This window comes from Natrinema sp. HArc-T2 (assembly GCF_041821085.1).
Lineage (GTDB): Archaea > Halobacteriota > Halobacteria > Halobacteriales > Natrialbaceae > Natrinema.
Window position 1 is genome coordinate 1 of the sequence record NZ_JBGUAZ010000007.1, and the last position, 15,684, is coordinate 15,684.

The 15,684-nt window shown below is 54.7% G+C and carries 15 protein-coding genes and 2 pseudogenes; 6 read left to right on the plus strand and 11 right to left on the minus strand.

Annotated elements, in window-relative coordinates; all coding sequences use genetic code 11:
- A pseudogene (locus ACERI1_RS15590) lies at nt 1-603 on the plus strand (hypothetical protein); the annotation flags it as partial.
- A gap of 27 nt (nt 604-630) precedes the next feature.
- On the opposite strand, the gene ACERI1_RS15595 reads toward ACERI1_RS15590, so the two are convergent.
- Complete coding sequence (locus ACERI1_RS15595; protein ID WP_373619377.1) at nt 631-1,785, minus strand: hypothetical protein; 1,155 nt, start codon at nt 1,783-1,785, stop codon at nt 631-633.
- Nucleotides 1,786-2,543: 758 nt separating this feature from the next.
- Here ACERI1_RS15595 and ACERI1_RS15600 point away from each other — a divergent pair.
- A complete protein-coding gene (locus ACERI1_RS15600) occupies nt 2,544-2,816 on the plus strand; it encodes a hypothetical protein (RefSeq protein ID WP_373619379.1) in 273 nt (90 codons plus the stop codon).
- 139 nt (nt 2,817-2,955) lie between these two features.
- Here ACERI1_RS15600 and ACERI1_RS15605 read toward each other — a convergent pair whose 3' ends face one another.
- Nucleotides 2,956-4,662: an ATP-binding protein gene (locus tag ACERI1_RS15605; RefSeq protein ID WP_373619381.1), complete on the minus strand. Its 1,707-nt coding sequence runs from the start codon at nt 4,660-4,662 to the stop codon at nt 2,956-2,958.
- Between the two features lie 165 nt (nt 4,663-4,827).
- Here ACERI1_RS15605 and ACERI1_RS15610 point away from each other — a divergent pair, with 165 nt between their 5' ends.
- Nucleotides 4,828-5,055, plus strand: coding sequence for a MarR family transcriptional regulator (locus ACERI1_RS15610; protein ID WP_373619383.1), 228 nt, complete (start codon nt 4,828-4,830; stop codon nt 5,053-5,055).
- Between the two features lie 57 nt (nt 5,056-5,112).
- Here the strand turns inward: ACERI1_RS15610 and ACERI1_RS15615 are convergent.
- The 4 genes and pseudogenes from ACERI1_RS15615 to ACERI1_RS15630 form a co-directional block, all read right to left on the minus strand.
- A pseudogene (locus ACERI1_RS15615) lies at nt 5,113-5,337 on the minus strand (HalOD1 output domain-containing protein).
- The gene (locus ACERI1_RS15620; protein ID WP_373619385.1) at nt 5,330-6,265 is read right to left on the minus strand and encodes an ArdC-like ssDNA-binding domain-containing protein; all 936 of its coding nucleotides are present in this window, start codon (nt 6,263-6,265) and stop codon (nt 5,330-5,332) included. Before ACERI1_RS15620 ends, ACERI1_RS15615 begins: the two are co-directional and overlap by 8 nt.
- Nucleotides 6,266-6,542: 277 nt before the next feature.
- A complete protein-coding gene (locus tag ACERI1_RS15625) occupies nt 6,543-6,962 on the minus strand; it encodes a transcriptional regulator (protein ID WP_138782675.1) in 420 nt (139 codons plus the stop codon).
- Nucleotides 6,963-6,985: 23 nt separating this feature from the next.
- On the minus strand, nt 6,986-7,300 hold the full coding sequence (locus ACERI1_RS15630; RefSeq protein ID WP_373619387.1) for a DUF6516 family protein: 315 nt from the start codon (nt 7,298-7,300) through the stop codon (nt 6,986-6,988).
- Between the two features lie 136 nt (nt 7,301-7,436).
- Between ACERI1_RS15630 and ACERI1_RS15635 the strand changes: the two genes are divergently transcribed.
- Entirely contained in the window at nt 7,437-8,798 is a 1,362-nt protein-coding gene (locus ACERI1_RS15635) for a restriction endonuclease (RefSeq protein ID WP_373619389.1), read from the plus strand.
- Nucleotides 8,799-8,825: 27 nt separating this feature from the next.
- Here the strand turns inward: ACERI1_RS15635 and ACERI1_RS15640 are convergent, their stop codons facing one another.
- Both ACERI1_RS15640 and ACERI1_RS15645 read right to left on the minus strand, forming a co-directional pair.
- Nucleotides 8,826-9,383 carry a hypothetical protein gene (locus tag ACERI1_RS15640; RefSeq protein ID WP_373619391.1) on the minus strand — a complete coding sequence of 186 codons (558 nt, stop codon included), beginning with the start codon at nt 9,381-9,383 and terminating at the stop codon, nt 8,826-8,828.
- Between the two features lie 404 nt (nt 9,384-9,787).
- Entirely contained in the window at nt 9,788-10,063 is a 276-nt protein-coding gene (locus ACERI1_RS15645) for a hypothetical protein (RefSeq protein WP_373619393.1), read from the minus strand.
- A gap of 204 nt (nt 10,064-10,267) precedes the next feature.
- On the opposite strand from ACERI1_RS15645, the gene ACERI1_RS15650 reads away from it, so the two are divergent.
- Nucleotides 10,268-11,242, plus strand: a complete 975-nt coding sequence (locus ACERI1_RS15650; protein ID WP_373619396.1) for a hypothetical protein — start codon at nt 10,268-10,270, stop codon at nt 11,240-11,242.
- 90 nt (nt 11,243-11,332) lie between these two features.
- Here ACERI1_RS15650 and ACERI1_RS15655 read toward each other — a convergent pair whose 3' ends face one another.
- The 3 genes from ACERI1_RS15655 to ACERI1_RS15665 all read right to left on the minus strand — a co-directional run bounded on the left by ACERI1_RS15655 (nt 11,333) and on the right by ACERI1_RS15665 (nt 13,258).
- Complete coding sequence (locus ACERI1_RS15655) at nt 11,333-11,560, minus strand: hypothetical protein (protein WP_373619398.1); 228 nt, start codon at nt 11,558-11,560, stop codon at nt 11,333-11,335.
- 534 nt (nt 11,561-12,094) lie between these two features.
- Entirely contained in the window at nt 12,095-12,304 is a 210-nt protein-coding gene (locus ACERI1_RS15660) for a hypothetical protein (RefSeq protein ID WP_373619399.1), read from the minus strand.
- A gap of 201 nt (nt 12,305-12,505) precedes the next feature.
- Entirely contained in the window at nt 12,506-13,258 is a 753-nt protein-coding gene (locus ACERI1_RS15665; RefSeq protein WP_130501943.1) for an Lrp/AsnC family transcriptional regulator, read from the minus strand.
- Nucleotides 13,259-13,371: 113 nt separating this feature from the next.
- Between ACERI1_RS15665 and ACERI1_RS15670 the strand changes: the two genes are divergently transcribed.
- Nucleotides 13,372-15,669, plus strand: coding sequence for an amino acid permease (locus tag ACERI1_RS15670; RefSeq protein WP_373619400.1), 2,298 nt, complete (start codon nt 13,372-13,374; stop codon nt 15,667-15,669).
- Nucleotides 15,670-15,684: the final 15 nt, after the last annotated feature.

Here is a 15,684-nt window from a genome sequence, read left to right on the forward strand (position 1 = left end):
AATTGGGGCCGCCGACTTGCGGCAACACTTGATGCTGTTCGCCTTGTCGAAGATCCAGCGGGCGTCCCACCTGTACTTGGGGAGGACGTCCTGCTAGAACTCCCCGACGGTGAAGATCGCCACCGATACTGGCTGTGTCGGCAGGCGAACGGGAAATGGTCGTGGCTGTTCCCGACTGACTGGTGGACGCACCTCGAGCGTGATGAACCGGTCTACCGGAATGAGAAGCCCAACGCACGCGTCGGATTCCTTCACCGTCCGGCGTTCGACCGAGACACCATTCTCGAAAACCACGAGCTCACGTTCTATCTCCGAAATGCGCCGTCCGGAAACGATGACTTCTACCCAGGATTCGCCCAGCGATTTAACGGCGATGACGAGATCCTGGCCGCGCTTCCGGACCAGTCGGAGAGGCGTGGTCGGAAATCGAATGTCCTGGAGGCCACGTACGAAATTGACCTCGAGGAACATGGCGACTTGTTCACCGGCTATGTCGCTGCGCTAGCGACTGCCGTCGACGAGCACATCGTATCAAACCACGAGTTAGTCGAGCGTATCGACGAACTCTATCAGGAAACACTTGAGGAAGGTCTGAAAGGGTGAGCTCCTACTCGAGTGCGAACTGGGTTGTTAATTCATCGCCTCTTGGAACCGCTCGCGAAGCGCTTCCTCGCGCTCTTCGAACTGGTCGACCTTTTCCTGTATGTCAGAGTTGACGCGTTCGATGCTGGCGAGGGCGCGCTCGCCGGCGAGTGACGCCTGCGACCCGTCGTCACCATCACCCTCCAACTGTTGTTCATACGCCTGTTCGACGCGCTTGATCGTCTCCTCGGGGTTGAACAGAATGTCATTTGCGAGACGGACGTACTGATCGAGTGATGTCCCCTCCTTGCCTTGGAAGAAGTGGGTCAGAGCGTACGTCGCGCCAGAGTGCAGCGTCCACATGTCGATCTCGATGGGTGAGGCGGCGTTGGCCTCTGCATCGCTTGCAGCACGTTCGGCCAGGTAGTCTGGGAAGCCGAGCAGGCTGTAGAACTCTGTCACGGTGAATGGGAGCTCAGAGAAGTCGAGGTCGATCTCCCGAGCATCTCTAATAAACTCGAAGAGGTCGTCGGCGACGAGTTCGACCTGTGCGAGAATCTCCTCCCACCACGTCCGAAAGCTCTGGACATCGCCGACGTGCTTGATGACCTCTTTGTCGGTGAGCGACCGCATCGAGTTCGAGCAGTGGCCATCCTGGGCGAATCCCTCCACGTAGACGGCGTGTTCGCCGAAGAAGTCGTAGCCGGAGGTCACACCCATCGTGATTGGATCCACCCGCCCGGGCAACCGGACCTCGAGGCCGTCGAACATAATGTCCATGTGGACCTCGCCACCACCCCGGTAGCGTCGGATCTCGCCGAACATCACGTCGCCCAGCGGCGTCCCGTCGATGGTCTCCTCGCGGAGGACCTCCTCCAACGGACCGTAGACATCAACCGGATTGATGATCGCGTAACTATCTGTGGGGATATGGAATAACGGCTCTGCCTCCGCATCACCCTCTTCTGCTTGTAACCGTGATGGCTCGACGATTGCATTAAACCGCTCTGTCTCGACCCACTCGTCAGTGTAGGGATTCCGGTATGCGACTGCCGTATCGATTGCCTGTGGCAGATCTCGAACGGCTTCACTGAAACTGAGTGGGTCGGTGACGCCGTGTCGGTCGGCATACCACTCAGGAAGTTTTGCGTCGGTACGTCCATCAAGGCCTGCGAAGACCGTAGCTGTCTCTGGATCTTTCATCGTAGCATCCACAGGCGCGTTGCGTTCTGAACTGCGCCTGCACCCATCGCTGGCGCAAAAAAAGACGCTTTACGACGGGGATATTCTGCTTTGTTGACTAGCACCCTCTGAGAGTGAACTCTGCGAAATCGAGTTGAGGATCAGCGTCGAGAAGCCATGAACCGGTCTGTCTGCAGTGGTGGTCGGATTCGATTGCCGCTATTTAGCGGGGCAATTGCCACTGTATTCAAAGAGGAGGTCAAAGGCAGGGTGTTTGTACAACACTTCATCGCACCCACGACACCGGGTGAATAACTGACGCTTGGTGTCCCAGTAATCGGTCCGCTCGATGACTGCGGTGCCTTGCCGGCCAAAATGCCCACCAGTAGTAGCAAAATGATCAAATTCACAACTCCCACAGACTGGGCAAGGATCACTGAGTCCATCCCAGTCATCTCGATCAACGCCTACAATTTCTTTCGTAGTTCCGTCTTCTCTTATCACTTGAATTGAATTTTCCATTTAGAATCGCCTCCACCCCTATGGGCGATAGAAAATCGCATCACATCGCTCACTGACCCAATGAACGAGGGCACCTGTAGCCGCTTCACAGGTTGTGGTGGATTGTCTCTCGAACGAAAACCGGTTGATGAGAAACCGCATGAGATTCTCGAGCGGTCACTCCAATCTGACAGGGGATCAGTCTGTACCTGCGAGAGAAACAGATTTGACAGGTACTGTTAAGCGGATGACTGTCGAACCAACCATACAGAATTGCAATGGCTCGCGTTACAGATCCACGGCCACCACTTCTGGAGTGGATTCTTGAGTGCTACGACCGGCTGTGTACGCACGCATGTCGGCCAGACCATGGAGAAGACAGTGTGCCATTGATCGACTACGACGACGCCACCAATATGCTGATCGCCGATACAGAGTTAGCACTCGAGCAACGGGATGTCGAGCACGCACTTACGCGCCTCCTCGAACGAGGCTACTTCTACGAAGTCGAAGACGAACTTCGGGTCACATCCCCGGAAGAGCAGTGTTAACAACTCTTCGAAGAGCCATCCTGTATCTCGATAGATCAGCTCACTATACTGATCTCGAGCCACTGCAGTCTCTTCAAAATCGATCCTCCATCTCGCCGCTCCATTACCGGAATTGTCCAGAAGCGATGGCTACGTTCTGCTAGAGCCCCACCCCATACTCATCAAACACGGACTCGAATCCTTCGTCGACGACCTGCTGGACAAGCTTCGCGAACGAACTTCGATTATCTGGATCCTCCACGAGCGACCGAAACGTACTCTCGAAGTGATGTCCATGCGAGGGACGATCACGACTCGAGGTTTCGTGAGCTGCTTCGTGCAACATCACGAGATACAGGTCGTGCATCCAGACGGCACGCTGGCGGCTCGTCACCGCCGAGTCGGTGATCACGATGTACGTCCTGCCGTCAGTCCAAGCATCGGCACTCGCCTCGCCGTAGTACACGTCCCGCTCAATCCCAAGCTCTCGTGCGAGCACTCGAGCGAAGCGGAGATACCGCTGCTGATCAGCGTTCAACTGCGACTCATCCTCGATGCGATGATAGCCAGTCCAGACGCCCTTTGACTCTGCTTGCTCGCCAACATCGAACGTCTCTGGCACCGTTATCGATGTGTCCTCGTCAGTGGCGAGATCGCGAAGCCGCTGCGTCGCCGCATCACTCGTATCGAGGACGACGTAACCACGCTCGACGAGTTTGTCTGCACCTTTCTGGGCACCGTCAGCCCATCCAATCTTTGGGGCCGCCTGGATCTCTTCGAGGCTGATGCGGGACTCCGTTGCCAGTTGGAACAGCTTGCGATCGGTCCACTGCACGTCCGATGCATCATCGCCGTCGGACGCCATCGCCTCGATCATCACTTCCCGACTCTCAGCAGTCAGCCGGTCGTCCGAGACGTCCGCGTACAGGTCGTTACGTGCCTGCTCGAGTGCGTCGTCGATCCGTTGCCATCGATCACAGCCGGACTGGATGTCGTTACGCGCAAAGTTCAGCGTCAAGTTCCCTTTCGAGACGACGATCCCGCCGAGTCCGTACTCGCGCTTTGTCGTCACGTACAGTCCGTTGCTGTATATGTCGAGCCCGTCGTGGGGTGTGTACTCGAGTGCGAGGATTACATCCTCAGTTTCACGAGTGAGCGACGGATGTGGAGAGTCCGCCACTACCTCGAGTGGATCGCCGTTGTCGACTGGCTTGCCGTTGATCACGACCGAGACGCTCGTTCGAGACTGCACATACGCGAAGCGCTTGCGAAGGTCGCGAACGTAGCGCCGCCAGCGGTAGCTGTCCGGGTCTGGCACTTCGTCTTCGTAGTGATCGATCTCGACGAGCATCCCCTCGAGATGATGCTCAGCGTCCACAAGCTGGCCATCGCGCCCGCTGACGTCTGCCCACTGCCCAGAGTTGCGTCGATCTCGGTAGTCAAAGCACAGTGCGGTGTCGTGACTCCAGATACGAACGGCACCCTTCGCGATGATCGCACCCTTGCCGATCCCCCACTCGCCGATTGTCTCGTCGTCCGACCGTTGCTTGCTTCCTGCGCCGAGCACCGACAAGTTGCGTCGTCCCTCAGTCGACTCGAGGTCAACGCCAGCACCGTCGTCGAGGATGATCGATCGCTCGGGTGAGATGCTGACCAACACACGGGATGACCCAGGACTGTCGATGCCGTTTTGGACAGCTTCGCGAATCGCGTCTGTGAGATCCGCCATCTGATCCTCGATGAGGTACGTTGCGACCCGCTCGTCAGCGGTCATCGTTACGGTCTCGTCTGTCGATGGCTGACTGGCCGGCCTCGAGTCGGTTGTCTCGTTCGTCGCGAACTCCGATAACGTCGGATGATCTGTCATGGTGTCCACCCATCTGGCACCACAGAAATCACACCGTGCGGTCACTTGGGAACAGGAATGAACTCCGGTTCGACTTGGCGTAGTCTCCCGGTGCTCTCCAGGAGCGAGTCGAACTGTCGAAGCGAAACGACCTATAGCATCTACTTCGAAGAAGTACCACAGACAGTGAGCAGCGCAAAAGAACGGCTCGAGGACTTGCCACCGAGTGCGAAGTTGGTCTACAAGACGCTGGAATACGAGAGCGAGGGCACACAAAAAGAACTGGTCACGGAAACCAGACTTTCATCTCGGACTGTTCGATATGCGATCTCTCGGCTTGAGGAACAGGAGTTAGTTGAGCAACGAGTGTCCTTTCGAGACGCCCGTCAGAAGCTCTATTCGCTTGCGGAGTAGCCAATAGTCCACGTGGAATCTGGGAATCCTTTGACGTTCTTGTCTTGGTAGCCTGTTCTACGAAGTTTTGAGCACGGCCATATCGGATGGTGTTACTATCACACGGAGTTCATCAATCGAGAATCAAACCTCGAGATCAGTATCGGTCTGTGGGCCCGTCGAGTCTACAAGCCGCTCGAGGGCTTCGGCGTCGATCATCCGCTGTAGTTGGTACTCGTCTCGGTCGAGGCCCTGTTCCTCGAGTGCAGTGATGATCTCGAGCAGAAGCGGTCGATCACTCATCGTCGACCACCTCGCTGACGATATCGATGATCTCCTGGGCGGTCGAACTGATTCGCTCAAGCCGATCGAGGATCGTTTCGGGTTCGTCACCGTGCCACGCGGCAAGGTAAAACGCTGAACCGCTCGTATCCAACCCGAAGTACCGCCCAACGATGTAGCCGACCGCTTCGGCTTCGAGTTCACGTTTCGATCGCTCAGCCTCGTCGTCGACACCACTGTGTAACAGCGCGTGGGCGTACTCGTGAACGAGCGTGACGGCGAGGTCAGCGTCGTTCTCGCGATCACGGACGGTGACGCGTGGCTGCTCTTGAGGGCGGTACTCACAGACGCCCTTGGCACTCCCGTGCGACCAGTCCTGGGGTGGCACGATCTCTACATCTACTTCGAGTGGGTCTGCTGCTTCGAGGAGTGCGGAAACCAACTTGTCAGCGTCACCTCTCGCTTCCGTCTCGAGGTCGGGCAGTGGCTCGCCGTCAGTCTGCGAAACATCGAAGACAGGCGCTGGCCGAAAGCCGACAAGTCCTTTCTCCCAACTGTCCGGCGATGTCTCGTTATACTCACAGTCACTGCGCTCGTGGTACGACGGCGAGTTTCCGCAGTCGGGGCACTGCTTTGCGATGATGGGTGCCCAGATCCAGATCGCCGTCTCCCCTTCTTTGACGTGTCGGTCAAACTCGTTTTGCCACGTTCGATAGCCGGCAACGCGCGTTGCCTCTGGACACTGAAGTTTGATCAACAGCGTGTTTCGGTGCGAGTAGTCATGGAAGCGACTCTGGACATCTAACCACTCTGTGAACTGCTCGCTCGAGACGGCGTTATCGACCTCGTCGACGAGGTCTTGGATCCATGCTTCGATCGTGCTGTGCATCTCATCGTGCCGGGTGTCCGAATCGTCGAACGTTTCCCGGGGGCTGCTGCTTGTAGCCATGTTTGATCACTGTTTCTCGAGTCGAATCGGATCGAATCGAACTGAACTCGAGAAGACCGCCGCCCCTCAGGGGGTCTCAAAAAGACGCTGGACTCGAGCAGCTAGAGAGTCGTCAGTCAGCGGACGCCGGAGTCTCCACTTTGATCAGCGCATCGTCTGGCGTTCCACTCTTGTTCAAGAGCGACGCGCCGGGTATGCATCGTACGCCGTCCTGATCCGCCGCTATCCAACTTCTGCGATGGTTTCATATCGCTTGGCAAATGAGAGAACCGGGCGACTAATCTGCGCTGGCGGGAGTACTGTCGACGTCGCCGTCGTCAAGGAGGGGGTAGTCGATATGCATCTCGATTTTATCGAAGGGGACGATTGGTTGTATTGCGCCACCAGGGCCGCCTTCTTCAAGTTCGAGAATACCCAGCACCTCGAGGTGCTTCAGGTCTGCATGGACATCAGAGACATCGCGATCGACGAGCCGTGCAGCTTCACGCATACTCGAGGGGTGCTCTTTGGCGATTGCTTGGATGAGAGTTAGACGCAGTGGTGTGAGACTGTCAACGAGATCGTCGTAGGTACCGAACTGGAGGACTGCCTGCTCATCACTCTGATCTAGTTCATCAGCTTCGGCGTCTTGGATGAACTGGAGAGTGTCTTTACGAACCTGTGCTCGATCGCCGACGGTGATGTGAAGTGTGGTCATCGGTTGTGTGGTGTATGCGGTTTTCAATAGGGACGTGGTGGATTGCCACCAGTGGTGTCCCAGTATTCGTCAGCATTGGCCCAGAACTCAACGAGGAGTTCCTCCATTCCAGGAAACTCGAGATCAGTATCGCCAGCAGCGGTGTGGAGTTCATGGCCTTTGGTATCTTCGTGGGCGTTGTCGTAGCGGATAAGCGTCAGGTCTTGTAGCGTGCCCAAGTGAAGTGTGTATTTCCAACCGGACGGGTAGGTGTTTGTATCGGTCGTACGTCGTATGACGACATTTTCGACAAGTCCGGCTTCGACGTGGGTATACCGATGCGTGAGTTCATGACCCATCCCTCATCTGTTGGGATGTTCCCCAACATCAAAAGCATGTTGGGTAAATACCCAACACCTCTCCTAGCTATCTGATACACTCGAGCGACTCAGAACATATTTAATAATTGAGTAATGTGTTCTGGATATCTCTGAAATGGCAGTCTTGGATAATTTCTCTGGGTTCGAATTCGAGGATCTGATGGAGGACGTCTTCCGAAACCTCGGTTACGAAAACGTCCGGCAGGCCGCAAAAACGGCTGATGAGGGGCGGGACATTCTGATGGAAGAGGTTGTCGACGGGACTCGGCGAGCGATTGTTGTCGAGTGTAAGCATACAGGGACTGTCGGACGGCCGGTCGTCCAGAAACTGCATTCGGCCATTGCGACGTTTGACTTCGACGGACCCAAGCGCGGAATGGTCGTCACGCCAGGTCGGTTTACCAGTCCTGCCCACGAGTACGCTACCCGCCTTGAGCAGAACGGCGATCCATATCCTATCGAGTTGATCGACGGCACGGAACTCCGCGAGATTGCTGATGAAATCGGCCTTGACCTCTATAACGGCCGCATCGAGATCCTCTGTGACGAGACGCTACGTCCCTACGACTCGGCGGCGACTGTCGATGCACCTGTTCGAGAGGCATTCCGCGACATCGAGAACATCGCGGCATCCGACCTTCCGGAGCCACATTCGCAAGTGACGTTCCGTCCAGTCGTCTCGATTACTGCCGATACGAATGCGGTCTTCGAGACATCGGTGGGTGTCATCCACCAGATCAACGAGCGAACACGGTTCGTCGTCCATGCGGAACGCGGCTATCCACAGGTAGCCGATGACAATGTCACGTCGCTCGTCACCGAGAATCTTCATACGACAGTCGACCTTGACGAGGATCGATTTGAGAAGGTCTTTGATCACGTCACCGAACGCCGGTTCGGACAGACCCAGACCGAGTACAAGGAGTGGGCCGTCGACCGACTGCAAGACTATCACACGACGAGAGTGACCTACACCGGTGATAACAACGTCACATACAACAAGACCTGCGAGCCGACCCTCTCGGATATCTCGGTTCAATCGATCGAACCAGTGTATCTGCCTGAAGTCCGACAGACAACCGAACTGCAGGCGTACACGTACCCTTACGAGTACTATGCAGCGGGACCGTCACGAGTAACTCTCGAGAACGATATCCACCGCTGTGTCCACTGTGAGACGAGCGGCAGCGACGAGACATACACCTACTGTGCTAACTGTGGCGCGATTGCCTGTGGCAGTCACATCAGAACTGAGCGACTCGAGGGTGAACCGGTCTGTACAGGCTGTGCGGTCACCGAACGGTTCGCGCTCAAGACGAAATACTTCTACGACGACCACAACCTCGAGGCGTTCCGCACAAAATATGCAGCGATGCCACTCCACGAGAAGGCGATGGAGAACAAGCCGCTGGCCGGCGCTCTTCTCGTGTCGCTCTTCGTGATCGTCGTGCTCCTCGCTGTCAGTGGCGTAATCTGAGCCAATCAATCGTTCTGCAAATTCGATCTATAGCTCCTCGAGAGCAGTTTCCAGCGGTCCATGAAACTGCCAGGACGCTCGCTTGAACGCCTCGTCTGTCGGCCCGTCCCACCGCGGAAAGCCGGCGTGGTCGCTCACCTTGACGGTCCACTCTGCCGGATCATTGAATGGGGTTCGCGTTGGCAGTTCGACGACGTAGAGGTACTCCTCATCTCCATGAATGCCGTTGACGGGATTTTCGACACCGTGGCCGAGCAGGAACAGCGGTTGCTCGAGATGCGCCATGTTCGACGGGTCCAGCAAATCATCCGGCTGATCAGCGCGAATGCGTCGCTCACGTCCCTCGTCCACGTAGAGGCTCATACTCGAAAGCATCTCGAGGAAGATGAACTGCGCGGCGGCGTAGCTGGGTCCACGTTCGGTTCGTGTCTTCTCGAGCAGGTACTTGAGCTGGGCAAGGTCACGGAGGACGCTTTCAGGATAGCCATCGGAATGCCGGTAGACCTGTGCGATGCGATTGGTTGAATCTTGTTCTGCTGCAGACTCGTTTCGGTGAACGAATCGGAGTTGACTTCGGGTTGACATCGATCTCTCCTCTTCGGCGCGAGTGCGCCGGCACCCATCACCGGCGCACAAACAATCCTGTGGACGCTCTGGCGTCTAATTACGGCTATGTCGACTCTCCGTACCGGGTGGGATACGTCCACGGGTTCGTCCATGGTGTTGGACTCGCCCTGCTCGAGAAGTTCTCTCCGTAGAGTGAGCCACCGAACTGTTCACACGGCCCATATTGAGTCTCCTGAATCGACAAGTACAGTAACTGTAGAATACATCACGGCATCCTTTCGAAGACGGCGATTGGCTTTGAATTTCGATAGTGTGATGACAAAACTCAACAGCTATACTAGCGACTGAGAATATTAACATACGAACTTCTAGAAAGGAAGAGACCCGATTATGTGGAAGAAGAGAGCGTGGAAAGACGATTACTACTCCTGCATCAACTCCCGCAGGTTTTGCTGAGTGTTTCTATCCTCATTGACCTCAAAGTCGGTTCCTTCTGCGATACTTCTCATTGAATCCATCAACCCTCGATATACCGGTGAAACTTCCGCTATTGCAAGGCCGCCATCGCTTGATTGTTTCTCAAATACGAGGCCACTGTCGTCCTCAAACTGCATCATCAGGTAGTGGCCACCATTACCGTCGCTGAATTCTTTGAACGAGTTCAGGTTCTCCTTGAATTCCTCCGCATCGCTTCCCATAGTCAAGTAATGAATATTCAACCGACTTATAACATAACGGCGAACTAATTTTTGTGTGTTTTTATAACATAATATGGACCACTATCTATGCACATCTACTTACCGGCTAATTCACCGCAGCAGTCGGTGGATCAAACCAGTGAGAGAGTTCTCTGATACCCGTCGAGAACAAGGTTTAGTCGGGACGGCACGCAACTATCATGTATGCCATTCAGCGTCAGTTGGCACACGCTTCTCGAGCATCTGGATGAGCTGCCGGCGGACGCGACACTGATCACACCATTGTCGCACTCCCACATTCACATCACAGATATCCAGGAACACCGCATTATCGTCCAGTTCGACGAGTCCAGCGAGAAGCGCCCGCTCCAACGCGATCAGTTCGAGTCGCTGTATCATCAGATACAGACTGCGCACGATGGGTTCGATCTCGACCGGCTGCCGCCAGATGCTGACCCGTATCCAGCGGTGTTGAGCGTTCATCCCCGATTCGAGATCGACGAAGACGCGGGTGTGATCACCGAGACAGACGGACCGACGACGACCCAACTGGCCGACACAGCACATGAACCAGATACCGACGACGACCGCACCGAACCAGACGGTCTGGACGTCTACTCAGATGCGCTGCTACTGATCGATGCACTCGAGCGCCACGATGTAACCGACCTGCCTGAGTTGGAGACGGCCACACTGGTAAATCTCTATACGCTGCTGTCGGATGTCCAGCGTGATGCCAACGACTTTCGGCAGGAAGTCGCCGATGTGCTTCTCTCACGGCTTCATCACGACCGTCCTGTTGCCGGTCAGTACGGCTCCGTCCAGCGTACGAGTCGCCGTAACCGCTCGCTCAAAGATGACGAAGAAGTCATCTCCCTGCTCGAGGCGGAAGGGATCGACCGTGAGCACATTATGAGCGTTGATCGCCAGAAGATCGATGAAGCACTCGAGGTGACGACACTCACCGAGTCGGATGTCTACGAGATCAATGAGAGCGAGTACGTTCGCAAGGCGGAGGTCGACGACGACGTCAAGGAGTCGCGCCTCCAGGGCTTGAAGGACCGACTTGCCGCCAGCGAGGAGACAGAAGCCGAGGAACTGCGACAGGAAATCGAAGCACTCGAAGAGCGTATTGACGACCTCACAAGCTTCCGGGCAGGGACGGAGGTACAAGGATGACTACTGATGGCTTTTGTGGCATCATGTACAGAGTAAGGGGTTGACGGGGTGTTGCCGGACGTCCTGTAATCTGTTAACAATAGCGTTGAGTTAGTCATCGTCGTCCTGTGAGCGGAGTTCGTTGGCCCGTCTCTCGAGTCGGCGGAGGATCGGAACACGTTGCTGATGTTTGTTTTCGTAGGCGATGCAAGCTCGCAGCGTATCCATCTCGTTGATCGTTTCGATGCCGGCATCGATGAGTCGCGTGTTCGGTGCCTCAAGCCGCTGTGCTGGTGAGAGTCTGCTCGAGTCTTGTGTGTGTTCTGGCGTGTCGCTCATTGGATGTTGCCTCTACTCCTGTTGAGGCACGAAAAACTGTGCTGCTCTGTTGAGAATCTCTGTGAGCGAGAGAATAGCTATTCTCTGCGGTATGTACAGGAAATTCACATAAATCAACGAAGGACAGACATAGGGTTCAGTGTTCTAAAATAAACTATAAGGGTATCAGACATAAACCTCAAAAATATATCACACATTATCGTCCTTTGTTTCTACTACCATAGAATCTCACTCATCTAAAAGAGTTTTCCATACTTCTTCACACTCCTCACAAAGATACCCAGAAAATCCGTCTACGTCGTGGCATTCAACGGAGGTATCTTTCCCACACCGTTCACACTTCATGAGATCTAGTTAAACACACTTGTACTAAACATCCCTGCTCTGTTCATACTATAGAAGTCTAACAATTTCACACAAAATCTGTTCTTTATAACTTATAATAAATATTCACACGGCATTTTTGAATATATTGGATTATAGGGTGAGGGAAACCACACCGAGCACTAAGATTGTTCTATCTGGATAATGGGGTCACTCGAGGGTAATTTGAATAAGAAATGAAATGAGAAATAAAAAGATACCTATGTATCCAATCCCATTTGAAGTAGAGGTTGATATTGAATATGGATACCCAACAATTTGTAAAACTATTGAGATAGTGATGAGAAGAATGCCACAAAACATAGTGTATACTAGCCAACGATGATTTGACTCGGAGTGTTTGTCAGTTTGTTCGGGCATACGAGATAGATTCGTCGTATATTCAAAAAGATGTCTTCAGCATTATCGTAGTGGCTGTTGGAGGGCCCTGCATTGCTCCGAGTGTTCGTCGTAGTACAGTTCCAACCGTCCCCGTTTTTTGATCGAGCAATCCACTAGAGGCAGACACCTTTCCCAGAGGCGTGCTACCCGTAGCAAGCACCGGATTTCTGTAGTCAATTTTCAAGTGGCTTCTTCAGCGATGAATGCGTCAAGTGTGTGTTCAGTGTCACCGCTATGGGATAGCACTGTGACGATATCATTTGATTGAATAACGGTTGTTCCGTGAGGTGTCAATACGCGATCTCCGCGTTCAATAGCGATGACCAGTGAGTCATCATCAAGAATATCGTTTTGGACTGCCTCTTCAAGTGTATGATCGACAATAGGGGCATCAGCCTGCACAGTCACATCAACAATGTTTGCATCTCCAGTAAGGCTAATAAAATCTGCTGCCGTCTTGGCCGAAATTTCCTCGTCAGGGCCAAATAATGTATAAGGACTATGATTTTCAGACTCCACGAGCGTTTCATCTTCAATCTCAATACCCAGGTGGGAGAGTGCGCGAGTGATTCGTCTAAGGTGTTCTGTATTTTCACCAACAGCCATGATATGTAGGTTTCGACGGCCAGTCATTAATTGACGGACATTGATGACACCTGGGACAGCACTCGCCTTCTGTGCAAGTGCTTTGCGTTCGGAGACTGGTGCGTTGCAAATATAGAGGTTTGTCAAGTGGCTATCTGCTCGTTCGAAGTCAATCTCAGCGGTATACTTACGGATGATATTGTTTTCCTCGAGTTGGCTGATTCGATTTCGGATCGTTGCAGGAGAGACGTTCACTTGGTCAGCGATCGTTGGCGAGGACGTATTCCGGGCATCATGCATCAATTCGTAAATAATGCGCCGGTCGATTTCATCAAGCCGATAGTCCATGATACCCGTCTAGTATTGTGGTACTTTATATCAATGCTCTGAATGTGAATTACTTAATCAGTAATCACATGGGGTATATATTACTGATAGAGAAATCATACCGGGGTTCTTATATGAGTGGTGCTCAATTGCTCGGTATGAGCCACGGCGAGGGTGACGAGGAACTGGCAAAGGACCTCGGCCTCATTTCTGCGATGACAATCGGTATTGGAACGATGATCGGTGCCGGGATTTTCGTCTTACCCGGTGTTGCCGCCAACGCAGCAGGGCCGATCGTCGTCGTGTCGTTCGTCGTCGGCGGACTGATTGCGATGGTAAACGCACTGTCCATCTCTGAACTCGGGACTGCGATGCCGAAAGCGGGTGGTGGATATTACTACATCAACAAGTCACTCGGGCCGATGTTCGGATCGATCGCGGGCATGGGTGATTGGATGGGGCTTGCCTTCGCCTCCGCGTTCTACTGTATTGGATTCGGGCAGTATCTCGCCGTTTTTGTCCCGTTACCCGAGGTTGCGTTCCTCAGCCCGATCCAGCTCGGGGCGCTCCTTGCCGGCGGTGTTTTTGTTGGCGTCAACTATATTGGAGCCAAGGAGACCGGGAGCATCCAGACGATCATTGTGTTCACGTTGCTTGCGATTCTCACTGCGTTCTCACTCGCGGGCTTTTCCTCGTTCGAGTACGCGACACTGGCTAACGAGGGCGGCCTTGCACCGTTCGGGACAGGTGCGATTCTGCCGGCGACTGCACTGGTGTTCGTGTCGTTTCTCGGCTACGCGAAGATCGCAACTGTCGCCGAGGAATTGAAAAATCCGGGACGGAACCTCCCCATCGCCATTATCGGGAGTGTCGGGATCGTGACCGTCATCTACGCGATCCTCGTGACGACGATGCTCGGGGTTATCTCGTGGCCAGACCTCAGTCAAGATGCACCGGTCGCACAGGCTGCTGAGGTCGCGTTTCCCGCCTCTATCGGCCCCGTCGGGGGTGTCGCTGCTGCGGCAGCAGCCCTGATGACCGTTGGTGCGCTGTTGGCGACGGCATCGTCGGCGAACGCCTCAATCCTCGCCTCAGCGCGCATCAACTTCGCGATGGGCCGTGACAAGATCGTCACGAACTGGCTCAACGAGATTCATCCGAACTTTGCGACGCCCTATCGGTCGATTCTCGTCACTGGTGGGCTCATCATCGTATTTATTGCATTTTTAGGGAAAGACCTCGAGGTACTCGCAAAAGCAGCAAGCGTCCTCCACCTCATCGTCTACGCGCTGATGAACGTCGCGCTCATCGTGTTCCGAGAGGCGGACGTCCCGGAGTACGATCCCGATTTCCGGGTTCCGTTCTATCCCATCACGCCGATCCTCGGCGCGGTATTATCGCTCGGACTCGTCGCGTTTATGGACAATCTGGAGATTGCACTGTCTGCAGCGTTCGTCGTCGTTGCTGTTCTCTGGTACTTCCTCTACGCCCGCAATAAAACGTCACAACAGGGTGTACTCTCGCACTACATTCGAAGCCGTGAAGAAGAACTGCCGGATCGCGTTGTCGGGGCTGCCGACGCAGTTGCGCCGAGTGGATCGGACGGGCCGACGATCATGGTCGCACTGGCCAACCCGCGAACAGAGAGCGCGCTTATCACACTTGCCAGTGCGATCGCTGAACACGAAGGCGGGCGTGTGCTCGCAACACACATCGTCACCGTGCCAGACCAGACAACGCTTACCGCTGCCGCCGAGAACGGCGATCTTAACGCTGCCTCGGAGACGCTTCTCGACGCCGCCAAACAAGACGCAGCGGCATTCGATGTGCCCATTGAGACGAAGACGATCCTGTCCCATCGCAGTCTCGAAGAAGTGTACGATGCAGCGCAATCGAACGATGCTGACAGAGTCGTGATGGGCTATGGCGGCACGCAGTTTGCGGGTGGGCGTGCCGAACGTACCCTTGATGAACTAACACACGACTTGCCGTGTGATTTTCTCGTCCTAGACGCAACGGAGTTCGATCCGACCGATATAGTCGTCCCCACTGCCGGCGGAGCGTCGTCGGATCTCTCCGCAGAGGCAGCCCTCGCACTGCAGGAAACGCTCGATACCGAAGTGTCGTTGTTACACGTCGTCAACGAGGGAGAAGAAGCGGAAGGGCGTGAATTCCTGCGTGACTGGGCCGACAGCCATCAGTTGTCGGATGCCGACTTACACATCGAGACTGGTGATACCGAGACCGTGATCGAACGCATCAGTGCCGATCACGATCTCGTCATACTCGGCGCGACAGAGCGTGGACTCCTGTCACGTATTGTTCAGGGTTCACTCGTGTTTGATGTCATCGAGGAACTCGACACACCGGTTCTGTTGACCGAACGCCCATCGTCGCGTTCGCTCCGCGATCGGCTGTTTGGCCGCCGTTGAGACACTTAGCGTGTA